Origin of the sequence: Flavivirga spongiicola (assembly GCF_030540825.1) — a bacterium.
Classification (GTDB): domain Bacteria; phylum Bacteroidota; class Bacteroidia; order Flavobacteriales; family Flavobacteriaceae; genus Flavivirga; species Flavivirga spongiicola.
In genome coordinates this window covers 619,082-644,125 of the sequence record NZ_JAUOEO010000002.1, presented here as the reverse complement: position 1 = coordinate 644,125, position 25,044 = coordinate 619,082, and the positions used below count along the sequence as shown (strand labels likewise).

At 31.8% G+C, this 25,044-nt stretch carries 24 protein-coding genes; 14 read left to right on the top strand and 10 right to left on the bottom strand.

Annotated elements, in window-relative coordinates; genetic code table 11:
• Positions 1-99: 99 nt before the first annotated feature.
• Both Q4Q47_RS22720 and Q4Q47_RS22715 read left to right on the top strand, forming a co-directional pair.
• On the top strand, positions 100-723 hold the full coding sequence (locus Q4Q47_RS22720; RefSeq protein ID WP_303309021.1) for a tetratricopeptide repeat protein: 624 nt from the start codon (positions 100-102) through the stop codon (positions 721-723).
• 143 nt (positions 724-866) lie between these two features.
• Positions 867-1,514 carry a hypothetical protein gene (locus tag Q4Q47_RS22715; protein ID WP_303309020.1) on the top strand — a complete coding sequence of 216 codons (648 nt, stop codon included), beginning with the start codon at positions 867-869 and terminating at the stop codon, positions 1,512-1,514.
• Positions 1,515-1,601: 87 nt separating this feature from the next.
• On the opposite strand, the gene Q4Q47_RS22710 is transcribed toward Q4Q47_RS22715, so the two are convergent.
• Complete coding sequence (locus Q4Q47_RS22710; RefSeq protein WP_303309019.1) at positions 1,602-3,755, bottom strand: TonB-dependent receptor; 2,154 nt, start codon at positions 3,753-3,755, stop codon at positions 1,602-1,604.
• Positions 3,756-4,203: 448 nt separating this feature from the next.
• Entirely contained in the window at positions 4,204-5,481 is a 1,278-nt protein-coding gene (locus tag Q4Q47_RS22705; protein ID WP_303309018.1) for an NAD(P)/FAD-dependent oxidoreductase, read from the bottom strand.
• Between the two features lie 372 nt (positions 5,482-5,853).
• Between Q4Q47_RS22705 and Q4Q47_RS22700 the strand changes: the two genes are divergently transcribed.
• Both Q4Q47_RS22700 and Q4Q47_RS22695 read left to right on the top strand, forming a co-directional pair.
• A complete protein-coding gene (locus Q4Q47_RS22700; protein WP_303309017.1) occupies positions 5,854-6,348 on the top strand; it encodes an RNA polymerase sigma factor in 495 nt (164 codons plus the stop codon).
• 4 nt (positions 6,349-6,352) lie between these two features.
• Positions 6,353-6,994 (top strand): hypothetical protein, encoded by a 642-nt coding sequence (locus Q4Q47_RS22695; RefSeq protein WP_303309016.1) that lies wholly within the window; start codon positions 6,353-6,355, stop codon positions 6,992-6,994.
• On the opposite strand, the gene Q4Q47_RS22690 is transcribed toward Q4Q47_RS22695, so the two are convergent.
• Positions 6,991-7,578 carry a pseudouridine synthase gene (locus Q4Q47_RS22690; RefSeq protein ID WP_303309015.1) on the bottom strand — a complete coding sequence of 196 codons (588 nt, stop codon included), beginning with the start codon at positions 7,576-7,578 and terminating at the stop codon, positions 6,991-6,993. The two genes, Q4Q47_RS22695 and Q4Q47_RS22690, sit on opposite strands and share 4 nt — an antisense overlap.
• Positions 7,565-9,856: a type IA DNA topoisomerase gene (locus Q4Q47_RS22685; RefSeq protein WP_303309014.1), complete on the bottom strand. Its 2,292-nt coding sequence runs from the start codon at positions 9,854-9,856 to the stop codon at positions 7,565-7,567. The genes Q4Q47_RS22690 and Q4Q47_RS22685 overlap by 14 nt, the downstream gene beginning before the upstream one ends.
• Positions 9,857-10,238: 382 nt before the next feature.
• Between Q4Q47_RS22685 and Q4Q47_RS22680 the strand changes: the two genes are divergently transcribed.
• From Q4Q47_RS22680 to Q4Q47_RS22665, 4 genes are all read left to right on the top strand, one after another.
• Positions 10,239-10,532, top strand: a complete 294-nt coding sequence (locus Q4Q47_RS22680; protein ID WP_303309013.1) for a hypothetical protein — start codon at positions 10,239-10,241, stop codon at positions 10,530-10,532.
• Positions 10,533-10,634: 102 nt separating this feature from the next.
• Positions 10,635-10,919: a hypothetical protein gene (locus Q4Q47_RS22675; RefSeq protein WP_303309012.1), complete on the top strand. Its 285-nt coding sequence runs from the start codon at positions 10,635-10,637 to the stop codon at positions 10,917-10,919.
• Positions 10,920-10,983: 64 nt separating this feature from the next.
• The gene (locus Q4Q47_RS22670) at positions 10,984-12,129 is read left to right on the top strand and encodes a fibrinogen-like YCDxxxxGGGW domain-containing protein (RefSeq protein WP_303309011.1); all 1,146 of its coding nucleotides are present in this window, start codon (positions 10,984-10,986) and stop codon (positions 12,127-12,129) included.
• Between the two features lie 69 nt (positions 12,130-12,198).
• The gene (locus Q4Q47_RS22665) at positions 12,199-13,341 is read left to right on the top strand and encodes a fibrinogen-like YCDxxxxGGGW domain-containing protein (RefSeq protein ID WP_303309010.1); all 1,143 of its coding nucleotides are present in this window, start codon (positions 12,199-12,201) and stop codon (positions 13,339-13,341) included.
• Between the two features lie 17 nt (positions 13,342-13,358).
• Here the strand turns inward: Q4Q47_RS22665 and Q4Q47_RS22660 are convergent, their stop codons facing one another.
• The 4 genes from Q4Q47_RS22660 to Q4Q47_RS22645 form a co-directional block, all read right to left on the bottom strand.
• Positions 13,359-14,000, bottom strand: a complete 642-nt coding sequence (locus Q4Q47_RS22660) for a GNAT family N-acetyltransferase (RefSeq protein ID WP_303309009.1) — start codon at positions 13,998-14,000, stop codon at positions 13,359-13,361.
• A gap of 2 nt (positions 14,001-14,002) precedes the next feature.
• The gene (locus tag Q4Q47_RS22655; RefSeq protein WP_303309008.1) at positions 14,003-14,872 is read right to left on the bottom strand and encodes a BKACE family enzyme; all 870 of its coding nucleotides are present in this window, start codon (positions 14,870-14,872) and stop codon (positions 14,003-14,005) included.
• A gap of 460 nt (positions 14,873-15,332) precedes the next feature.
• Entirely contained in the window at positions 15,333-16,130 is a 798-nt protein-coding gene (locus tag Q4Q47_RS22650) for a lysophospholipid acyltransferase family protein (protein WP_303309007.1), read from the bottom strand.
• A 53-nt stretch (positions 16,131-16,183) separates the two neighbouring features.
• On the bottom strand, positions 16,184-16,825 hold the full coding sequence (locus tag Q4Q47_RS22645; RefSeq protein WP_303309006.1) for an NUDIX hydrolase: 642 nt from the start codon (positions 16,823-16,825) through the stop codon (positions 16,184-16,186).
• Positions 16,826-16,829: 4 nt separating this feature from the next.
• Here Q4Q47_RS22645 and Q4Q47_RS22640 point away from each other — a divergent pair, with 4 nt between their 5' ends.
• The gene (locus Q4Q47_RS22640; protein WP_303309005.1) at positions 16,830-17,534 is read left to right on the top strand and encodes a peptidylprolyl isomerase; all 705 of its coding nucleotides are present in this window, start codon (positions 16,830-16,832) and stop codon (positions 17,532-17,534) included.
• A gap of 366 nt (positions 17,535-17,900) precedes the next feature.
• Here the strand turns inward: Q4Q47_RS22640 and Q4Q47_RS22635 are convergent, their stop codons facing one another.
• Together Q4Q47_RS22635 and Q4Q47_RS22630 are read right to left on the bottom strand one after the other, a co-directional pair.
• Entirely contained in the window at positions 17,901-18,503 is a 603-nt protein-coding gene (locus tag Q4Q47_RS22635) for a trimeric intracellular cation channel family protein (protein WP_303309180.1), read from the bottom strand.
• A 148-nt stretch (positions 18,504-18,651) separates the two neighbouring features.
• Positions 18,652-19,371 carry an RDD family protein gene (locus tag Q4Q47_RS22630; protein ID WP_303309004.1) on the bottom strand — a complete coding sequence of 240 codons (720 nt, stop codon included), beginning with the start codon at positions 19,369-19,371 and terminating at the stop codon, positions 18,652-18,654.
• A 24-nt stretch (positions 19,372-19,395) separates the two neighbouring features.
• Between Q4Q47_RS22630 and Q4Q47_RS22625 the strand changes: the two genes are divergently transcribed.
• The 5 genes from Q4Q47_RS22625 to Q4Q47_RS22605 all read left to right on the top strand — a co-directional run bounded on the left by Q4Q47_RS22625 (position 19,396) and on the right by Q4Q47_RS22605 (position 24,885).
• Entirely contained in the window at positions 19,396-20,385 is a 990-nt protein-coding gene (locus Q4Q47_RS22625; protein WP_303309003.1) for a stage II sporulation protein M, read from the top strand.
• A 38-nt stretch (positions 20,386-20,423) separates the two neighbouring features.
• A complete protein-coding gene (locus Q4Q47_RS22620; protein WP_303309002.1) occupies positions 20,424-21,107 on the top strand; it encodes a hypothetical protein in 684 nt (227 codons plus the stop codon).
• The gene (locus Q4Q47_RS22615; protein WP_303309001.1) at positions 21,107-22,312 is read left to right on the top strand and encodes a DUF4350 domain-containing protein; all 1,206 of its coding nucleotides are present in this window, start codon (positions 21,107-21,109) and stop codon (positions 22,310-22,312) included. Before Q4Q47_RS22620 ends, Q4Q47_RS22615 begins: the two co-directional genes overlap by 1 nt.
• Before the next feature lie 2 nt (positions 22,313-22,314).
• Positions 22,315-23,382: an AAA family ATPase gene (locus tag Q4Q47_RS22610; RefSeq protein WP_303309000.1), complete on the top strand. Its 1,068-nt coding sequence runs from the start codon at positions 22,315-22,317 to the stop codon at positions 23,380-23,382.
• A 171-nt stretch (positions 23,383-23,553) separates the two neighbouring features.
• Positions 23,554-24,885, top strand: coding sequence for a DUF58 domain-containing protein (locus tag Q4Q47_RS22605; protein WP_303308999.1), 1,332 nt, complete (start codon positions 23,554-23,556; stop codon positions 24,883-24,885).
• The last annotated feature ends 159 nt before the right edge of the window (positions 24,886-25,044 follow it).

Here is a 25,044-nt window from a genome sequence, read left to right as displayed (position 1 = left end):
CTTACGAAAATCCTCGCGGATTTTCTATTCGGTTTGTATTTGCTAAATTAGTTGCTTAAATCACGCAACTAATCTTATACAAAAACGTTGGCTGTAATTATGAAAAAATCCTACATTTTAATAATATTCATTACTTTTTTGAATTGTAAAAACGATGTTTATTCGGATAAAGACAAATTAATTATAACCGAGGAAGGTAATACAAGCCTGCTATATAAAAACTCTTATGAAAACGGAATAATTAAAGATTCAATTGCAGGACTGAACTTTGACAAAGGAATCGAAGAAAGTTCTCGTTTGAATTTTAAAAAAGCTAAAGAATACTACGAATATGCAAATCAGTTAGACCCGAACAACATAACAATAATAAATGCTCTAGGCAGTGTTTACAACCATTTACAGAATTTTCAAGAATCAAATGAACAATTCGAAAAAGCTATAAAATTAGATAGTACAGATTCAGTAACATATCTAAACTATGGATTCTCTAAAGCTAGCAATGATGAATTCACAAAAGCAATAGACTATTATAAAAAAGGCGTTAGTTATGAAAGGAGTGGAGAACGAAGAGCTTATTTCTATTATAATATATCTAAAGCATATTATAACCTAAATAGCTATGAAAAAGCTGAATTTTATATTGATAAATCTATAGAATTGGTTAATAATAAAATAATAAGAAAGGAAATATTAAACTTCAAAAAGGAAATTACAGAAAAATAACTACAGCCAACAAAGTATATAAAAAATTGCTAGTTTTACCTAAACCAAAGTTTTTTGCTCGTTTGCTAGCTTCTGATTTTCCTTCGGAAAATCCTCGCACACAAACACGCAACATTTCATATACATAAACGTTACCTACAATATTGACAAATACAAGAAAAAAGTTAGATGGATTACCAGATGCACTTACTAAAAGATACTTTAGTGACACATTTTACTACAAAAAGGGAAATATGGCAACTTGGATATGGAACACATCTGTTGAAAAAGATATTGATGAATTAAGTATTAATATACTCAACAAAGAAGTCAATCTAAAAGAATTAGAAATTAAACCTATCCTTGCATTTCTACCAAGATTAAATACTGCTATCTCCAAGACTCTAGAAAATGAAAACTATCCTTCCGATTTTATCAAAGAAGCAAAGTTCTTTATTAAAATCTTTCATAAGAATCCGCATATAAAATGTACCGCATATCTATCAGACAAAGAAGGAAAAAAATATATGGGAGATAGTATTTCATTTAACGTTTATGACAATAATTTTGAACATTTTAACTTAAGACCAAACAACGATATGGATTGGGCAAGCGAAGGAGAAAATCAACTTAACACGTCGGAATGGTTTGGAGCTATGCTTAGATTTTTTGGAAGCTTTGGGAAAAGAAAATTCAATAGTTTCTACAATCAAAGAGAACTAAAAAAGAATGCCATTATTGGAAATCTATTTCAAATAACACTAATGATTCTCTTCTTTTATTTTCTATATAGGTATATGCAATCAAATTAAAAACGTGTTACAACTGTGTATAGTGCATACCCTTCGGGATACGTTCCATACAAAGAACGTTTCAAACAAATTTTCCAAAAGATCACTCTATAAATTATCCAGCTGATTACTTTTCTTATCTTCACTAATGGTCCAAAAGAAACCTACAAAAAAGAATTGATCCGCGGCTGGTTGTAAAGCACGTCTATTAAAATGACCGTTTAAATCCGGTGTATTGGCATATTGATACCCATTAATATTTTTAAATCCTAAGACATTATTTACTGAAGCGTATAGTATCTTTTGAGGGCTAATTAAGTATGCCCAATTAATGCTTAAACTATTATAAGGCTTAGTTTTATTGTTTAAAAAACCAGATTCGTTCGGGTTCGTGTAAGTTCTGCCAGAAGCTAAGGCATAACTAAACCCAACCTGACTTCTCCAATCCTCAATCCAATATTTTCCAACCACTGATAAGTTATGTGTGTTAGCAAAATTTGGCTGGGATTTAGCTAGATAATTGTTATAGTCTCGTTTCGTATCTAACAAGGAATAACTCAACCAATAATCGAAATTTTTAATGCTTTTACTATCCCTCCAAAAGAAATCGATGCCCTTAGCAAACCCAGTCCCTTCATTAGTATAATCACTGTCAAAATTGGCAAAATCAGTATCATATTTTACTAAATTATCGTACTTCTTATAATACGCCTCAGCTCTAAACAATCTTCTATCTGCATTATATTGATAATTAAAAATATAATGAGATGTATTTTGAGCTTTTAAAGTTTGATTAAATTTCAAAATATGACTCGATGGATTTTGATAAAAATTGCCATATGCCAATGACACCTGACTTTTACCAGACGTTTTATAAGCTAAAGACAGTCTTGGTGCTAAAGTAAAATCATTAAAAAGTTCACTGTACTCGCCTCTTAACCCTGGCTTAAATGCTAACTTTTTAGATATAAAAATATCTGTTTCAACAAAAGCGGCAGCAATATTATTATTATAACCATATGCTGTACTGCTAATAGTATTATCTGAATAGTTTTCTTTAAAATCGGTTGCAAAGTATTCTGATCCAAAATAAAGTTTCAATCGGTTACTAATCCTATTTTTAAATTTTAACTTGGCGTGTATTGAATTTTCAGTGTCTTTAACGGCGCTGTCAATAATATTAAAGTTGTTTTTTGCATGTGTATAACTTACACCACCAAATAATGTCCAGGTATCATTTAAAACGCCTTGATATGAACCATTCACATAAACATTATTGTTATTTAATTTAAAATGAACGCCCTCACTATTATTAATATCTTCTTGGGTTAATTCAAAATTAGTAGCATCAAAGGCTCCATAAAGTTTAAATAATCCTGCACCTGTTTTTTTTCTAAAAACGGCTTCTCCTGCTGCCGTTTCATAAGGTTTTATCCAATCATTCCTATCTGGAAATATAGCATTATAAGGTGCTAAATTTATATAAGAAGCATTCACACTCAACGAACTTTCTTTCCACTTCTGAGTATTTCCAAGTGCTGCCCCCACACTCATAATACCTATATCGGTTTTTTCTTGATCGGGTTCATCAATAGTACTCAATAATAATACACTTGAAAGTGCCTGCCCAAACTCAGCTGAATAGCCTCCTGTAGAAAATGTAATCCCGTCAAATAAAAATGGTGAATAGCGCCCTCGAGTTGGTGTATTATTTGTTGTAGGCGTGTATGGTGTGAATACACGAATACCATCTATAAAAATTTGCGTTTCATTAGCATCCCCACCACGTACAAACAATCGGCCATCTTCTGCTACTGTTGTTGTACCAGGTAATGTTTGCAATGCGCCTACAAAATCGCCTAAAGCACTTGCTGTGGTAACGACATCCAAAGGTTTTAGTACATTAACTTTGCTATTATCTCCTGCCGAAAAAGTACCAGCAGATAATACAACGGCATCTAAGGTGTTGACATCTTCTCGAAGTTTTACAACGAGGTCTTTCATATAAGACACATCTCCGACCATAGTAAATGTTTCATAAGACAAAAAAGAAATAATTAAAGTTTGCGTTCCTGTTTCGGTCGTGGTAAATGAAAAGCTACCTTTTTCGTCTGTAGTACTGCCATCGTAAGTGCCTTCTAAGTATATATTGGCACCCGCTATTGGGATATTCTTCATGTTAAAAACAGTTCCATTAATAATTTTTTGGGCACTTATTTGTATTGATATTAATACTATAATGCTAGTTAAAATACATTTCATAGCTAATTTATTCTGTTGTTCATTTTTATTGATGATGCAAATTTGCAACAGAACTCTAGCTAAATAAATTCAATATAACCGAACTGTATATTTTTGATGATGAATTGAATACCTATGATAAAACTATTATGGTAAGTAGTGTATTTTTTAAATGTAGATTTACTTATTTTTGTTATTAATAACAGGGCTCTTTTTCTCAACAAAAAGTTTTTCAAAAACGAATGGCACTTAAAATTTTTTTGTTGTTATTTTTCAATAACTTTGAATGTCATTTTTTAGTATTAAATAAATTTTACTAAACATATTCTTTTTCAAGGATTTACAATATAACTCCAAAATAAAAAGCACAAATTCTTATCGTTTTGCGTATTAAAAACATCCATAGACAAAAACTATTGATAGTATTTAACTAATTAGTAATCAGCATTTAACAAAAAAAAATAAGTTGTTAATTCAACTTTTTAAATGGTCGTATAATAAGGCGTGCGGCTTTGTCAAAATTAATATAATTGTAACCCCAATTAAAGAAAACAATCACTCTATTTCTAAAACCAACCAATGCCATAAGGTGCACAAACATCCATACAAACCAAGCAAAAAAACCTGCAAATCTAAAACGTTTTAAATCAACTACGGCTTTATTTCTACCTACTGTAGCCATCGATCCTTTATCCTTATATTTGAATTTTTTCAAAGGCTTCCCTGCTATTAATTTTATAAGATTTTTTCCTAAAAGCTCACCTTGTTGAATAGCGGGTTGCGCTACTTGAGGATGACCATTTGGATAGTCATCGGTCTGCATTAAACAAATATCCCCTAAAGCAAAAATATTGTTATAACCTTCAACTTGATTGTATTCATTTACTTTATATCTATTCGCTCGATCGATAAGCACATCAGCCTGAAGTCCCTCTACAGGATTGCCCGTAACACCAGCTGCCCAGATTAAAGTTTCAGACTGTAATTCTAAGCTTAAATTAGTCTGCACTTTTTTACCATCGTAGTTTTTAACAAATGTATTGCAATGGACTAAAACGCCAAGTTTGGAAAGAAATCCTGCTGCTTTTTTAGAAGCATGCTCACTCATAGTAGGTAAAACACGTGAACCACCTTCTAGTAAATATATTTGCATGTCTTCAGGAATTAAATCCCGATAATCTCTGGGTAAAATATGATTTTTAAGTTCAGCAATAGCACCTGCCAACTCAACACCAGTTGGTCCTCCTCCAACAATAACAAAATTCAATAAAGCCTTACGAGTCGCTTTATCATTAGTGATAGCTGCCTGCTCAAAATTTTGCAATATTAAACTACGAATATTTAAAGCTTGTGGTACTTTTTTCATAGGCATACCATGTGCTTCAATGGATTTATTGCCAAAATAATTTGTCTTAGTTCCTGTTGCTATTACTAAATAATCATAACTTATATGGCCAATACTTGTTATGAGTTCATTTTTTTCTGAATCGATAGACTCAACTTCTGCTAAACGAAAAAATGTATTTTTATGATTTTTCAGTATTTTACGAAGTGGATACGCAATGGAATCTGGCTCCAACCCTGCCGAAGACACCTGATATAATAATGGCTGAAAGGTGTGGTAATTCCGCTTATCAATTAAAACAACCTGAATGTTTTTATTTGCTATTTTTCTTGCAAAATTAATTCCTGCAAAACCACCGCCTATAATAACGACTCTAGGTAAACCAGATTGGGGAATATTCATAATAAAATAAAATATGGTGCAAAGATACTATACCAAAATGTTTTTAGCTATGAAGTGATTTAAAATTATTGTTGTTTTATTAAAATTATCGAACATCATTTGATGTCTGTCTCTACTATTTGCAAAAATTTTACGACTAGATATTTTGCTTATAATAATAGTTAAGATTATCTGAATTATTCTGATTTCTGGAAAGCCATATTTAGATGTATCTCTGTTTGTCAGATAGTTATAGTCACATCCTTATTCTTTGTTCTAACAATGAAGTGATCTTATGTCTTTAGTTATACATTAATGATTTAAAATATTATTTTTACGCATTTGTAACGTTTTAAAATTTTAGGCTACTTATATTGTAACTAAACCATCACATTGAATAAAGAACTAGAACATAATTTTGTTGAATTGCTAGAAAAGCATCAAAATATTATACACAAAGTATGTCGCTTATATACTAATAATTATGATGCTCACAATGATTTATTTCAAGAAATTACCATTCAACTATGGAAAGCATATCCAAAATTTCGGGGTGATGCTAAGTTTAGCACTTGGATGTATAGAGTTGGTTTAAATACGGCGATTACGCTTTATAGAAAATCAAAGCGTACTATTAATACACAAGATTTTGATGGTGTTGAATTTAAGATCAAAGCCGAGAATTATGATGACACAGAAGAGCAACAACTAAAAATACTTTACAAAGCTGTACATCAATTAAATGATATTGAAAAAGCGCTTGTTTTCTTATACTTAGAAGATAAAGATTATAGAGAAATTAGTGAAACTTTGGGAATTAGCGAAGTAAATGCACGTGTGAAGATGAATAGAATAAAAACGAAGCTTAAAACCATATTAAATCCGTAAGACTATGGATGAATTAGATTTATTAAAGAAAGATTGGAATAAGGATGATAATAAGTATCCTAAGCTAACCTATGATGAAATATATAAGATGATTTTAAAAAAATCATCCTCAATTGTAAAATGGATTTTTATAATTAGCTTATTAGAGTTTGTTTTTTGGACGTTTATATCTTTTTTATTAAAAGATGCTGAGAGCATGAAACGTTTCGAACAATTAGATTCTGATGCTATTTTTACTCCTTTGATAGTCATTGGCTATATTATTTTAGCCGTATTCTTTTATTTGTTTTTTAGAAACTACAGAAGAATATCGACTACAGATAATGCGAAGGTATTAATGGAGAATATTCTTAAAACAAGAAAAACGGTAAAACAGTACGTGGCTTTCAACTTAATTTATTTAGTTGTGGCTACTTTTGCTGCTTTATTTGTTGAGTTAAATCAAGACCAGCTTATTATAGCCAAAATAGAGCAAGCTTCTGCTAATGGAGAAGTTTTTAAATTCTATGCTATATTTATAATAGTAGCCGTTTTATTTTTAGCAGTGGCCATTGGACTCTTGTTATTATTCTATTGGTTAGTTTATGGTATTCTATTAAAACACCTTAACCGAAATTATAAAGAATTAAAGAGATTGGACATTTAAAAAAACTCATTAACCTCAAGAACTTCTCCTGCTTGCATGGAATTAAGATGAATACTTCCTACTCGAACTCGTACCAATCGTAATGTTGGAAAACCAACTGCCGAAGTCATTTTTCGTACCTGTCTAAATTTACCTTCGTTTAAAGTTATTGATATCCATGATGTTGGTCCATGCCTGTCGTCTCTAATTTTTCGTGAACGTTTTGGTAAATCTGGAACTTCTTTTAATATAAAAGCTTTACAAGGCTTTGTTTGATATTTTTTACCATCAAAACCAATTTTTACTCCTGCTTTTAATAAATGAATTGCTTCTACAGAAATAGTTCCATCTACCTGTGCATAATATTCCTTTTCAACTTTTCGACTATTAACAAAATCACTCATTTTACCATCTGTAGTAAGTAATAATAAACCTTCAGATTTCTCATCTAATCTACCTATAGCCATAATCCCCTTAGGAAAATCATGAAGAGTTCCTAAAAATTTCTTCGATTGTTGTTTTGAATCATGGCTTTTAAACTGGCTTAAATAACCATATGGTTTATAGATCACAAAATGGTGATGCTCGCTTTTAGATACTTCCATTTAAAATACTATGAACGAGTTCTTTTGTTGGTTTTTGTCCATTTACTTTGGTTCTAACGGCATCAAAGGTCACTTTAAAATCGCATCCAGATTTGTAATTGCTACATCCATATGCAGTACGACCTTTTATAACGATTCCCTTTTTGCATTTCGGACAGCTCAATTCGTCTAACTTCGCCTTCTTAGAAGTTTTTTTGGGCTCTAATTTCAAATTAAATGCCTCATCAAAACGAAGCAAGCCTTCCAACGTACCAGAATCAGTTTTAAAACCCTTTAAATTAACTGTGGATCCTTTTTGAAGCAACCTGATATATTGTTTTTCAGAAATTTTCTTATTAGCATAGCTAAAAGGCATTACAAAATTACAGCCCGCTTTGTAACCACTACATCCATAAGCTGTTTTTCCTTTTAAAATAAGACCTTGCTTGCATTTTGGGCATGTTTCTGCTGTAATACCAGCTGCTGCTTTTTTAACCGCTTTAGCTTTACGATTTTTTACAGTCACAGCATGAGATATATTGGCACGTTTGGTTTCACTTCTCACCTCATACACTAAAGCATCCACCATACGTTTCATGTTTTTTATAAACGCCCCGGCACTAAACGCTCCCTTTTCAATGTCTTTGAGTTGTTTTTCCCAAGAACCTGTAAGCTCTGCAGATTTTAATAAATCGTTTTGGATTGTGTCAATAAGTTGTATGCCCGTAACCGTAGGCAGTACTTGTTTCTTATTACGTTTTATATATTTTCTTTTAAAAAGTGTTTCAATAATGTTGGCACGCGTAGACGGTCTTCCTATACCATTTTCTTTCATCAACTCACGCATATCCTCATCATCTACTTGTTTTCCCGCTGTTTCCATAGCGCGTAATAAAGAAGCCTCCGTAAATTGCTTAGGTGGTTTAGTTTCCTTTTCTAAAAATGAAGGTTCATGAGGTCCTTTCTCTCCTTTTTCAAAAGTTGGTAAAATACCAGATTCTTTTTCTTTTGCATTCGCATTTTCAAAAATAATGCGCCACCCCTTCTCTAAAATCTCTTTCCCTGTAGTTTTAAAAGACACATCTGAAGCCTTACCAATCACAGTAGTATTAGACACCAAACAATCGTCATAAAAAACGGCTATAAAACGCTTTACAATAATATCGTAAACCTGTTGTTGATTATATTGTAAATTAATCTGAATGCCCGTTGGAATAATAGCATGGTGATCGGTTACTTTTTTATCATTGAAAACTTTGGTCGACTTTCTTATTTTCTTTCCTAAAATTGGCTGTGTTAACTTTGAATAATTTGTCAACTTTTGAAGAATCCCAGATACCTTAGGGTATATATCGTTTGGTAAAAAAGTAGTATCTACTCTAGGATAAGTAACCACCTTTTGCTCATATAATTTCTGAACAATCTTAAGTGTTTCATCTGCCGAAAATCCAAATTTAGTATTACAATATACTTGCAACCCTGTTAAGTCAAAGAGCTTTGGCGCATATTCTTTACCTTTTTTCTTTGTAATAGATTCAATTTCAAAATCACTTTCCTTAACTTTATTAGCCAATGCTTCGCCATCTTCTTTTTTTAAAAAGCGTCCATCTTCATAACTAAACAAGGTTTCCCGATATAAAGTTTGTAATTCCCAATATGGTTGGGGCTTAAAATTTTCAATGGCTTTAAACCTGCTAACAACCATTGCTAAAGTTGGTGTTTGTACACGACCAACCGATAATACTTGTTTATAACCACCATGTTTTACAGTGTATAATCTGGTGGCATTCATTCCAAGTAGCCAGTCGCCAATAGCTCTGGAAAAACCTGCATAGTATAAATTATCGTAATCTGAAGCTGGTTTTAAGTTTTCAAATCCTTCTTTAATAGCTTCTGCAGTTAATGAGGAAATCCATAAGCGTTTTACTTCCCCCTTGTAATTGGCTTCATTCATCACCCAACGCTGAATCAATTCTCCTTCTTGGCCAGCATCTCCACAGTTTATAACAACATCTGCCTTATCAAATAAACTTTTTACAATCTTAAATTGCTTTTGTATTCCTGAATTAGAAACCACTTTTGTTTCAAATTTTTCAGGCAACATAGGGAGGTTATTTAAATCCCAGCTTTTCCAATACGGTTTATAATCGTTAGGCTCTTTTAAAGTACATAAATGCCCAAAGGTATAAGTGATTGCATAACCATTACCTTCGTAATAGCCATCACGTTTGGTACTAGCTCCTAAAATAGAAGCAATCTCACGTGCTACACTTGGTTTTTCGGCAATACAAACTTTCATTAATTTTCGATTATCTTTTTACAAAAAACACCATTTCTATCATAAAATATGACATATAATTCGTTTATTTTTCACTATTTCTTCATTATAAAAATTAATCGTAGCTATGGCTATGATTGATACCCAGTCAAGCTGAGCACATGTTTTTATGCTTTGAACTAGCAAAAACTATTTCAAATTATTTATATCTTATTTTATAACAGAACTGGTATAAGAAGACGCAAAATAGGAATTTTGATATTGATTTTGAAAAGGAATTGTTAGGAGTTATTAACGACAAATAATAAACCTACAATTCATTTTTTAACAAAATTAAAGATTAAACCTTCATTTTTTTTATTTAAATTCGTACCAAATTTAATGAAAAAGCCCCTTTTCAAAAATGATTAAACTCCCCTATGTTATAATATTACTATGTTTTAGTGTATATTATAGTTTCGGTCAAGTAGGTATCGGAACAACTGCTCCATCTATTTTAGATGTTACATCTATAACTCAAGGATTCTTAGCTCCCAGAATGACGCAAAACCAAAGAGATATAATTGATTGGTATTATCCGTGTTATTCAATAGGTCACAATAACAATTGGTACGGAGATATACCTGTTGAAAATTCAACAACAGATCGCGCACAATTATTTATTAGACAACAGATCTCAAACGACTTAAACAACTAAAAAGCAACACAATAGCTCTTAAAATATTTAAAATAAAATTTAAAAACATCAAATAATTTTATTACTTTCGTGATGAATTAATGAAAAAGCCCCTTTTCAAAAATGATTAAACTCCCTTATGTTATAATATTACTATGTTTTAGTGTATATTATAGTTTCGGACAAGTAGGTATCGGAACAACTGCTCCATCCATTATAGATGTTACATCTACAATTCAAAGATTCTTAGCTCCCAGAATGACACAAAACCAAAGAGATGCCATTGGTTGGTATTATCCGTGTTATTCAATAAGTCATAATAACAATCGTTACGAAGGTATTTCTGTTGAAAATTCAACAGCAGATAGCCACAATTGTTTATTAGATAATAGATTTAAAACAACTTAATTAACTCAAACGCAATACCATAGCGTTTTAAACATTTAAAAAAATTAAAAAGCCCCTTTTCAAAATGATTAAAACCCCTTATGTTTTAATATTACTATATCTTAGTGTATATTATAGTTTCGGTCAAGTAGGAATCGGAACAACAGCTCCCGACACATCATCCATTCTAGATATTACATCTACAACTCAAGGATTCTTAGCCCCCAGAATGACACAAAACCAAAGAGATGCCATAACCTCTCCCGCTGAAGGATTGTTAATATACAATTTAGACAGCAATTGTTTTCAATATTACAAAGGTGCAGTATGGTCTAGTTGTTTAGGTGAGTCCCAATCAAATAAGTTGGATTGTAACTCCATTAATAGCAACGGAAATTATACAGTTGGTGTACCTTTAACCATCGCAAATACAGTAACCATAGATGTTTTAGTTAATTCTTACGATACATATAACATCACCACAAATACTGTTAATGGTTATAGTTTCTCTGCTTCTGGAACATTTTCTTCTTTAGGAGTTAACACCATAACATTAACAGGTTCTGGTACGCCACTAGCTGCTCAAACTGATACTTTTACAATAGACTTTACAGGAACCAGTTTGACTTGTAATGTAGATATCACGGCAATCAATTATTTAGCAAATTGTTTAGATTATTTAAATGCCGGATTTACAACGGATGGCATATACACTATTGACCCGGATGGTGCCGGAGGTAACCCTGCCTACGATTGTTATTGTGATATGACCAATGATGGTGGCGGATGGACGCTTGTTTTTAATCATGACCGTACTGGAGGGTATTGGGCTAACAATACTGAAGCTGATGAGCACAATATTAATGCTCCTGGTTTAACAACAAATAAATATTCAATATTAAGTAAAATAGATGAGATAAAAAATGCTGCGAGCTATGAATTCAGACTGCACTATCCTACATTAGGACTTACTAATCATTGGTCACAAACATTTGATCCCAGAAGTGGAACAGGCGGAGTATTTCCTGTTCCTGGATATACTCCAATTAGTATTGATATGAATAATAATAATTGGGGAGGTCTTGAAATATCTATAAATAATACCTCTTATTTAAATGGTAGCATAAATGTGGCATGGTCTTATTATGCAATAGGACGTAAAAGTGTTTGGAATGGCGGTATTCCTGCTGCAAATTCAGCAACAGATCGTGTACGATTATTTATTAGATAATGGATTATAAAACAACATTAACTAATCTTATTACTTTCGTTTTTTTAATTAAAAAACCCCTTTTCAAAAATGATTAAAACCCCTTATGTTATAATATTACTATATCTTAGTGTATATTATAGTTTCGGTCAAGTAGGTGTCGGAACAACAAATCCAGATCCATCATCTGCTTTAGATGTTACATCCTCAACTCAAGGATTCTTAGTTCCCAGAATGACACAAAACCAAAGAGATGCCATAACCTCCCCTGCTGAAGGGTTGTTAATATACAATTTAGACAGCAATTGTTTTCAATATTACAAAGGTGCTGCATGGTCTAATTGCTTAGGTGAATCTTTATCAAATAAGTTGGATTGTAATTCGATTAACAGTAATGGAAGTTATACAGTTGGGGGGGCACTAACTAACACAAATACAATAACCATAGATGTTATAGTTAATTCTTACGACACCTATAACATCACCACAAATACCGTTAATGGGTATAGTTTCTCTGCTTCCGGAACATTTTCGTCTTTGGGCGTTAACACCATAACATTAACAGGTTCTGGTACGCCACTAGCTGCTCAAACCGATACTTTTACAATAGATTTTACAGGAACCGGTTTGACTTGCAATGTAGACATCACGGTAATCAATTATTTTGCAAATTGTTTAGATTATTTAAATGCCGGGTTTACAACGGATGGTATATACACTATTGATCCGGATGGTACTGGAGGTAACCCTGCCTACGATTGTTATTGTGATATGACCAATGATGGTGGCGGATGGACACTTGTTTTTAATCATAATACGGCTGGGGGGTATTGGGCAAATAACACCGAAGCCAATGAACACAATGTTGGTACTCCTGGTTTAACAACAAATAAATATTCGATATTAAGTAAGCTAGATGAGATTAAAAGTGCAGCGCCTTATGAATTTAGACTACATTACCCTTCATTGGGGTTAACTAACCACTGGTCACAAACATTTGACCCTAGAAGTGGAACAGCTGGAGTATTTCCTGTTCCCGGATATACCCCAATTAGTATTGATATGACGAACAGGTCATGGGGTGGTATAGAATCTTCGGTGCATTCAACTTATTTAAATGGTAGTGTTAATAGTGGTATGTGGTTTTATTCATTAGGCAGTAGGATCGCCTGGCTTGGAGGTATTCCTTCTGAAACTACAGCAACAGATCGTGTGCAATTATTTATTAGATAATGATCCTTTTTTAGTCATTAATATTTACGTAAAGTAAAATTCCAATAATACTTTTTAAATAATACAATGCTTAAAAAAAGAGTAAGATGTTTAGAATTAAGTTTCTTCTTAAATTTTATGGACGACTTATTAAAATATTCTGTAATGCTATATTTTTTGTGTATCCCTTTTTCTTTTAAAAGTTGATAACTTTGATAACGTAAATACGGAGCTAAATTCTTTCCTCTAAACGAATGAAAAGTCCACATATTTAACAAATACGCTTCATCTTGTTCTAATTTAAAAGACCTTTTATTAAAAACAAAATCATTTAATTCAACATATGTATAAGCTGCAATTTCTTTTTCTCGCTCTAAACCAATACACAATTGACCATTTTCAAACCCCTTAATCATATCAGTTAAATGTTCTTTAGGCTTATCTTTGGCAATTAATTTTATTTCTTCAAGGTTTAAATATCTAACTTTGTATTCAGAAGCATCACCATTAATTATCGGTTCATCACAAGCTTCTACTTCTTCTTCTACCCAATAATAAGGCTTAATATCTAATCCTATTCTTGCTAACCTATTTCTTAAACCAAAAAGAAACAAACCGTTTCGAATAATACTCCAATATCTACGTGTACTAGAAATTGTTTGAGCTTCTTTAATTCCCATAATTATAAGGTTTTACGTCCGTATGAACCATTTCCCGGCTCTAAATTCATTTTAACTCGAAAATCTTTTGGACTCATTATTTTTCGATCATTAGCTTTAGAAATCGTATGAATTCGGTTTAATAAATCGCTATTGCTTGCTAACTTAGTTCTAGACGTATCAAACCATATATTATCTTCAATTCCAACTCTTACCCCACCTCCAATAGCTATGGAAAGTGAATTCATCTTAAGCTGCTCATTTCCTATACCCGCCATACTCCAAAACGAATTTTCAGGAAGGTCGTTAACCATAACCCCTGCATGTAATAAATTTGCCTGAGAACAAGCAATATTACCAAATAGTAGATTGAAATAATGAGGTGCTTGAATAAATTGTTTTCTTTCCAAATATTTTGCATAATTAATCATTCCTATGTCAAAAGCTTCAAGCTCAGGAACGATTCCCTTTTTCTTCATTATGGAAGCCAAATCTGCAATCATATCTGGCGCGTTCATACTTGCCGTTTTATTAAAATTTAACGAGCTTAATGTTAAACTTCCCATATCCGGCTTTAAATGGCCCTCTAAAAATAGTACACTACTACGCTTTTCTAACTCACTAAAATCTCTTCCACTTAATGAGGCACATAGTACTAGTTCTGGAGCATACTTTCTAATACCTTCTATTATTTCCGCATAAGTTTCTTTATGATATGTGGGTACGCCAGTAATAGCATCTCTGGCATGCAAATGAGCCATAGTAATACCTATTTCTGAAGCACGATGCACATCTTCAACTATTTCTGAAACACTAACTGGCACATAAGGAGTCATATCCTTAGTAGGAATCATCCCTGTTGGCGTAAAATTTAATATTAAATCATTATGCATAATCCCCTTTTAAGTTATAATGACCCAATGTATCTATAAATTAAATAAGCGTAAATAAAATTAGATTAAAAACGATTAACACAGGTTAAATCATTCTTTTTATATTTTCAACAAATCTATTAATCGACATACTATGCAAACCCAGAAGTATCTACCAGACCTATTATTAAACGTGACCATAAAAGGAGTACTACCCTTTATGCCTTTTCTTTTTTTAAATTCAAAGGAACATCATTAGAACAAACTACTTTTTCTTCTCTAGAAAACTAAACTACTGTAGACTAAAAATCTATAGGTTTATTTGGCTGATTGAAAGTCTGCTTCGTGAAATGAGGGATATCATTTGAGAATTCACAATAATGAATTTGTGAAATTCGTGGCAGAAAGATTTTTTGGAGCTGAAAGCGAAATCAACTAAAGTACGCAGCTTTAACTAAATTTGAGACCAATAAATTTAGTATTACCACTCACGTTTTTTGTTGAGTTCTTCAAGAGCTTCTAATTCTTTTTGGGGTATCACTTTTAAAAAAGACGGATGTTGCTCGATAGCATATTCGATTTTTTTTACAATATCATCTGTACTTTCATTATCGTAGTCGATCTCTAAAGGTGCTTTGATTTCAAATGATTGTAAAATATTCTTCTTTTTAATACGCAATCCTTTTTTATCAAAAGAGCGCCTAAATCCATCAATAACAATGGGAACTACAATAGGTTTGTACCGCTTAATAATGTGAGCTGTTCCTTTTCTTATAGGCTTAAAAGGTGTTGTTGTACCTTGAGGAAATGTAATAACCCAACCATCATCTAGGGCCTTTCCTATACTTGAAATATCGCTCATCTTAACTTGCCTATTCACATCTTGTCCTTCAGACCTCCATGTACGTTCAATACTAATAGACCCTACATAAGCTAATATTTTAGGTAGCAATCCCGCTTTCATGGTTTCTTTGGCTGCTACATAATAGATATTCAACTTAGGGTTCCACAAATACCCCACATTTTTTATAGAGTCTACACGTCCACTTAAGCTTGCATTAAAGACATGAAACATAGACACAACATCAGCAAAGTAAGTTTGATGATTCGAAATAAACAATACATTAGTATCTGGTAAGTTTTTAATAATTTCGGAGCCTTCTATTTGTAGCTCATTAAACCCTCTAAAACGGCTATGAGTTAACGTGCCTAAAATTCTAATAAGCCATTTTTTTAAAAATAATATATGTCCGAATGGATTTCTTTTAAACAATCCCATAAATCACGCGTCAAAATTGGTTGGTTAATTGCAAAAGTAACAAATCTATTAAACTACATGAATGGTTTTAACAAGTCTTTCATTTCACTTAGCATCATTGCGGTTGCTCCCCAAACAACATAACCATTTAATTTAAATGCAGGAACCTCAACTTCAACACTATACGAAGTTGATACTTTTTTAGTTATTATTATACCGTCGTCTAACAAGTGTTGTAAATCAATTTCAATAATGGTTTCCACCTCGTCATCTTGTTTAATAAAACTTGGTGTATGCTTAGTAATCCCAAAAAAAGGCTGCACATAAAAATTACTAGGTGGAATATAAACTTGAGATAATTTTCGGATGACTTTTATAGTGTCTATAGGTACACCAACTTCTTCAAACGTTTCTCTTACCGCAGCTACTTTTAACGAAGTATCTTGTTTTTCTAACTTCCCTCCGGGAAATGCAACTTGTGCTGAATGCACACCTTTATATGTTTTTCTTAAAATGAGAACAAATTTCGTCTGTTTATTTATGTCTGGGTAAAACAACGCCAATACTCCTGCCTTTTTTGCCTTTTTTATAGCCTCTTTTTGTTTTTCCATAAGGTCTCTTCGAAAAGGCGGAACCATTTTAAAGTGAGACGATTCGGCTGGAAGTGTTATATTCTTTATTTTTGAAGTTAATTTTAAAAATTCATCAAAATTCATATCTATGAGACTTGTATTTCTTTTATGTCTATTTTTTTTATTTCTGAATTGTGAAGATAAACAAACTAAAAAGAAAATTATTCCCGAAACTACAGTAACTAAAAAGAAGAAAAAAGAAATTACAAAAGACACAATTAAAGTACCTGAAAGAGAATTCCCTAAGTTAAATTCAAAAAGTGCTATGGCCTTTTTTCTGGATTATGACAAACATCATAAAGAAAATAAAGTACGCATTACTACAGATTTTGGAACTATTGACATATTATTATTTAACGAAACAAAATTTCATCGTTCTAACTTCATTTTCTTAACAAAACAGAAATATTTTAACGATACACAGTTTTATAGAGTTATTAATAACTACATAGTTCAAGCTGGCAATAGCGATGACAAAAAAACGGCTAGGAAACGTGCTCATATTGGAAGATACCTATTACCGCCTGATACAAAACGTGGATTTAAACATAACAGAGGCGTTGTATCAATGCCTAGTAGTGACATTAATAACCCTTATAAATTAGCATCTCCTTTTGAGTTTTTTATTGTACAACAAAAAGGTGGTGCCCATTTTTTAGATGGTGACTATACTATTTTTGGTAAAGTAATAAGAGGGATGAATGTCGTTGATAAAATTGCTGCTGTTGAAACCGATGATGGTGATTGGCCTGATAAAAATATTTATATTAGAAATGTTGAGATTATTGAATAGAAAAATCGCTTAATAATCTCGCAAAGGCGCAAAGACACAAAGTAAAATATTTTACTATTAAACTGCCCACTACACACTGCTTACTGAACACTGAATACTGTTTACTGAACACTGCTTACTGAATACTGTTCTCTTAATAATCTCGTAAAGACGCAAAGACACAAAGTAAAATACCTTACTATTAAAATGCCCACCACACACTGCTTACTGAACACTGAATACTGATGATTGATCTCTTAATAAATCACTTAATTATCTCGCTAAGACGCAAAGACACAAAGTAAAATACTTTACTATTAAAATGCCCACTACGCACTGCTTGCTGAACACTGTTTATTGATCACTGCTTACTGCTCACTGAATAAATCATTCTTTATAAATTGTTGGCAATGCTATTTTAAATTTCACTGCTAATAACCTGACTACGATCACAACAATTCCTGCTATTATAAAAATAATATTGTTCTCTATTGGTAGTTCTCTTAATAAAAAATAAGTTATACCTCCAAGTATGCAAGCAGTAGCATAAATTTCTTTTCTAAAAATTACAGGGATTTCATTACATAAAATATCACGTATAACTCCTCCAAAACTAGCTGTCATAGTTCCTAGGGCAATACAAATAATGGGGTGTAACTCTGCATTCAATCCTTTTTCAATGCCTACTAAAGTATATAAACCAATACCAATAGTATCAAACAAAAACAGAGAAGTCCTTAGATAGTTAATTTTACTCCTAAAAAGGATCGCAAAAACCGCAGATGCTATAATAACATAGGTATATGTGATGTCTTTCATCCAACTTACGGGAGCATTACCAATAAGTAAATCTCGAAGTGTCCCCCCACCAACAGCTGTAACAAATCCAATAATCAGAATTCCGAATAAATCCATTTTTTTATTCATTGCCACCAATACACCGGAAATGGCAAAAGCAATGGTTCCTAAAATATCTATGGTATAAAACATACTATTTTTAATTTGAGTTTCTAATTTGTTCACTTTTTCTAAAAAAAGTGGTTCTTCTCTATCACAATTCCCTTCTTAAGACCCTACGACTGCTCGTAGGGTAAGCGATTCACACATTTTTTCTGAAAAAGAAAAAGTGGTTCTCTGCTTACATATCTTGGGTGTAAAAATTATAATCTTTTAAAATAACATCAATAAACTGAATGTCATTTGCTTGTTTTACCTCTTTTATACCTGCCACTTCTATTATTTTTGTCCTTAACTTTATTAATGTTTGATAGTCTTTTGCAGCCCTTGCATTAACAAACGTATCTTTTATAATACGTGCATCATTATCAGACAATTTAATCACGTTAGGGTAAGTGGGTTTATAGTCTTGTTTTAAATTCTCTAAAATAGTATGACTAATATTCACATGATCTTTTAATGCAATTACAGCGGTTCCTGCTGCCATATCTCCTAATCTTTGCGTCTTTTTATTAGACAGCATCACGAAAAAGCCTAATCCAAAAATATAAACATCAACAATTCTAAAAAACCAACGCACTACATAATCGGACAGGGATGCCTGATACCCATCAATTTTCACAACTCTAATTTTAAGAGCACGCTTGCCAATGGTTTGTCCTTGAAAAAAAGACTCTAAAGCCAAAGTATAAAACATCACGGGAAAACTTAAAATCGTATTAATACCAATTTGAGACCATTCGTCCATCCCCTCAAAAACACCAAATATTTTATTTAAGATTAGTAAATATCCAATTTTAATGACCGTATCAAGGATAAATGCTAACAATCTTTCTCCACCACCTGCAGCATTGAACGTTATTTTTACATTTTGGGTCGTGTTAATTTGTAACTCTGACATTTTATATTTTAATTTATCAAATATATGAGGGAAGTTTCATTTATCAAGCAAAATAAAGAAAAATGGTTAAGTTTTGAAAGAGCTGTCTTTAATAATGACTTTGAAGACCCCGATGAACTTGCATCACAATACATACACTTAATAAATGATTTAGCATATGCACAAACCTATTATCCTAAAAGCAAGGTTATTCTATATCTTAATCAACTAGCGGCCAAAGCTTTTCAAAAAATTTATAAAACAAAGCGAGAAGACACTAATAGGATTTTTGGGTTTTGGAAAACTGAAGTTCCTCTAATTTGTTATCAATACCGAAAATTTATTTACATCGCGTTTGTTGTATTTTTTGCATTTACTTTTATTGGGGTTATTTCTGCTGCTAATGACGGGGAATTTGTTCGTTCTGTATTGGGAGATAATTATGTAAACATGTCTTTAGAAAATATTGAAGCTGGAGACCCTGTAGCCGTTTATAAAAGTGGCAGTAACTGGGGAAGTTTTATTGGTATTACCATAAATAATCTACGCGTTGGTATTATCGCTTTTGTTTTAGGTGTTTTTTTAGGAATCGGAACACTTTACATCATGTTTAAAAATTGCATCATGTTGGGATCGTTTCAATATTTCTTTTATGAGAAAGGCGTTTTATGGGAAAGTGTTCGCGGCATTTGGATACACGGAGCCATGGAAATTTTTGCTATAGTTATTGAAGCTGCTGCTGGGCTTATTTTAGGCGCCAGTATTTTATTTCCTGCAACACATTCCAGATATACATCATTTAAACAAGGAGCTAAAACTGGTATTAAAATATTAATTAGTACTTTTCCTTTTACTTTTTCTGCTGGATTTCTAGAAGGCTTTATCACACGATATTCTAATATTATGCCTAATTGGCTATCGACTGGTATCATATTAATTACATTAAGTATTATTAGCTATTATTATTTAATTTATCCTTTTAAAATTCAGAAGCAAATCACTCAACCCCAAATCATAAGTCCGTCTCATAATTGAAAATAAATAGATTACATATAATCTTTTTTTTATCTATTATGGTTTGCTGCTATCAAACTGTTTTTAGCTCTAACACACTACAAGAGCCTGAACAAATAAGGGTATTTGATGAAGATTTTAAAGAGCGGTATTCTAGTGATAAATACAATTATGAAGGGAAAAAAATAGTAACTGAAACCCCAATGGGTTCTGGTAAATATGAAGATTATAAAAGTGGAAAACTAAGGCAAAAAGAAAAAAATAATACAGATGATATCACTATAAACTTTGGTCCTTTAGGTTGGTTATTTTATCTCGCTATTGGCATTGCTGTTGCTTATCTGGTTTATATATTACTAAATGAAGGTGGTTCAGGATTATTTTCTTCAAGAAAAAATGAAACGCTAAATAATTATGAAAACATAACCGCAGAAAATATTGAGCATGCAGATATACATACTCTAATAAAAAATGCTGAAAATAATGATAATTATAGGTTAGCTATTAGGTATTATTATCTTTTAGTTTTAAAAACGCTTAGTTTAAAAAACTATATAAAATTTGAAGACGATAAAACAAATAGTGAATATTTAAACGAAATAAACGAGAAACCTTTTAGTGAGAAATTTGCATATACTTCTTATTTATATAATTATATCTGGTATGGTAAATTCTCATTAAATATAGAGCAATATAACAAGGCCAAGAGTAATTTTCTAACGTTTCTAAATCTGGTAAAATAATGAAGAAAATTTTACCTATACTTATTATAATAGTTGCCTTGGTAGTTACTGCTGCTGTGGTAGTTGGCGTTAAAAGAACTAAAACAGTTGATTGGGAAGAATCTTTTAATGAAAAAAGCAATAAACCCTATGGGGTTAATATATTCTATAAGGAACTACCAAACCTGTTTAAAGATTTTAAAGTTAGAACGGTTTTCCATCAACCGGCCAGCTATTTAAGGGCTAATTCTGAAGATGGTTATGGCGAGCATGTCGCAGAGGGGAGTTATATAATTATTGGAAATTCCGATTATTTAGAAAATGATTCGGTAGATGAATTATTAAATTTTGTTGATGCAGGTAATACATTGTTTATATCCGATTATTACTTTTCTCAAAAAATTCATGATACTCTAGATATCGATATTGACTATATTCAAAATGAAAAGGATAGTATTTCATATCAATCGCTTAAGTATATTGACGTAGAAAGTACGATTATAGATAAAAACAAGGGGGATAGTTATTTTTCTCGCTTCGATACCATAAACTATAATATACTAGGGTATTCTAAAATTGATTATAAGCATGTTAACTTTATTCAAGTCCCTTTTGGAGATGGAAACATCTACTTGCACCTCGAACCAAAAGCTTTTACAAATTATAACCTTTTAAAAGAAGACAGGTACAAATATGTTGAGGGTTTAGTTTCTTATTTACCCGAAAGTAATGTGTATTTTGATTCGTATACAAAAATACAAACAGGCTATGATGGTGATGTTGAAAAAGAATCTAACTTAAGTTGGTTTCTGGAACAGTTATCTTTTAGATGGGCTTGGTATACTGCCGTCATTTTTGGGATTCTATTTATGATATTTAATGCAAAACGCAGACAGCGTATTATAAAAATTATAAAACCACTTCAAAATACTACTATAGCTTTCGTTAAAACCGTATCTAATTTATATTTTGACATTCAGGATCATAAAAACTTAATTGATAAAAAAATAACGTATTTTTTAGAAAAAATACGGACGGATTTTAATTTAGACACGTCAACATTAAATGATGAATTTATAGTAAAGCTGGCGGCAAAAACCGGCAAGAAAAAAGAAGATGTTAAAAAATTAATCAACTATATTAATTGGTTAAGATCAAAAAATGAATTTTTTGAAGAAAACCTAATCAAATTAAATAAGCATATTGAAGCTTTTTACACTACATAATTATGGACGAAAATAGAGAATCTCAAGACCAACAAGATTTTTTACCAAAATCGGACACTATATCATCGATTGATAGTAGTGCCTTGGAAGACACCAATAATCTACAATTTCAAAATCGTTTAGATTTATCTGAACTTCAACAAAGTGTCAATAAAATAAAACAGGAAGTTGGAAAAATTATTGTTGGCCAAAAGGATATGATAGATATGCTTATTGCATCGCTTTTAGCTAAAGGACATTCTCTCATAGAAGGTGTACCCGGCGTTGCAAAAACCGTCACGGCAAAACTATTAGCAAAATCTTTAAGTGTCGGCTTTAGTCGTATTCAATTCACACCAGATTTAATGCCTAGTGATATTTTAGGAACCTCAGTTTTTAACTTAAAAAAATCGGAATTCGAATTTAAAAAAGGCCCCATTTTTTCGAACATGATTCTTATTGACGAAATCAATAGAGCACCTGCTAAAACACAAGCTGCTTTATTTGAGGTTATGGAAGAACAGCAAATTACAATTGATGGTAATAAATTTATACTAGATGCGCCTTTTATTGTTCTGGCAACTCAGAATCCTGTGGAACAAGAAGGGACATACAGATTACCCGAAGCGCAATTAGACCGGTTTTTGTTTAAAATTGATGTTGATTATCCCAATTTGGATGAAGAAATAGAAATACTCTCTAGAGAACATGAATTAAAAGATAAATCTAAAACAGAAGCCCTAGCATCATTCTTAACAGGCGATCAAATTGTAAAATATCAGAATTTGGTAAGTCAAATCCTAGTAGAAAAACATTTGCTTAAATACATCGCAGAACTTATTGTTGCTACACGTAGTAATCAATTTTTATATTTAGGTGCATCACCAAGAGCATCTATTGCCATATTAAAATCGAGCAAAGCATTTGCAGCCATGTCTGGTCGTGATTTTGTGACACCAGAGGATATAAAACGTGCTGCTATTCCTGTATTACATCATAGAGTTATCGTAACACCAGAACGCGAAATGGAAGGTGTTACAAGCAAACAAATTATAAAACAAATTATTGAAACTGTTGAGATACCACGTTAGTTAGTAGTGTTCAGTAGGCAGTAGGCAGTAGGCAGTAGGCAGTAGGCAGTAGGCAGTAGGCAGTAGGCAGTAGGCAGTAGGCAAACAATGTCATTCTGAACGAAGTGAAGAATCTCATTTTAACTTTTAACTTTTAACTTTTAACTTTTAACTTTTAACTTTTAACAAATTTTGAAATTCTTTAAACCATTCTACATACAACCCCGTTTTTTTTATGCTGGTATCGGCATTGTAGTATTGTTTGCTCTAAGTTATTTCATTCCTTTGTTATTCAACATTGCACAGCTTTTTATATTAGTACTTGTACTTTTATTCTTTTTAGACTTTCTAATCATTTTTATTGGTAAAAACAAAATTGAAGCTACCAGAATATTACCAGACAAGTTTTCAAACGGAGATAAAAACCAAATAAAGTTAAATATTAACAATAACTATTCTATTTCGGTTTATTTAGAAATCATAGATGAAATTCCAGAACAATTTCAAGTTAGGGATTTTAAAATTAAAGAAAGTATTCCTTCACGAAAATTAAGGTTAATTCAATATGATTTAAAACCAACCGAACGTGGTGAATATCATTTTGGGAACCTAAACATATATGCATCTTCCGTTATTAATTTAGTTGCGAAACGTTTTACTTTCAACGAGGGAGCTATGGTCCCCACCTATCCTAGTTTTAAACAATTAAAAAAGTTTGAACTTTTAAATATTAATCAGAATTCATTAGAATATGGACTCAAAAAAGTAAGACGGCTTGGACATTCTATGGAGTTTGAACAAATTAAGGACTATGTTTTAGGAGACGATTTACGTACTATAAATTGGAAAGCTACAGCAAAGAAAAATCAGTTAATGGTAAATCAGTTTCAAGATGAAAAATCACAGCCTGTTTATTCCATTATTGATAAAGGTCGTATTATGAAAATGCCTTTTAATAGCTTAAGCCTTTTAGATTATGCTATCAATGCTGCTCTAGTAATTAGTAATGTTGTTTTAAAAAAACATGATAAAGCCGGTATGTTTTCTTTTTCTAAGCAAATAGATAATGTTGTGGTTGCTGAAAGAAGAAGCTCGCAAATGCAGCTTATTTTAGAATCGCTATACAATGTAAAGACCGATTTTTTTGAAAGTGACTTTAGCCGTTTATATGGAAGTATAAAACGCCACATTACGCATAGAAGTCTTATTTTAATGTACACTAATTTTGAAACGCTAGATGGTTTAAATAGACAATTACCTTATTTAAAAGCCATTTCTAAAAGCCATTTATTAGTGGTTATTTTCTTTAAGAATACAGAGTTAACCAGTTTGATTGCTGATAAAGCAGAAACGGTACAGCAAGTTTATGATAAAGTCATTGCTGAAAAATTCGCGTTTGAAAAACGTCTTATTGTAAACGAATTAAAAAAATATGGTATCTATTCCATTTTAACAACCCCGGAAAACCTTACCATAGACACTATTAATAAATACTTGGAAATAAAAGCGAGAGGCTTACTTTAGTAGAATCTTTAAACTACCGAATCTGTACATTTTAGAAAAGACACGAATTACACTAATTTTCACGAATCTATTTTTTTATAGTTTCGTTTTAGTATTGAACTAAAGGTGAACACTAACTGCCAAGTTTACAGGGTCGGAATCTATCGATAAAGAGATTAA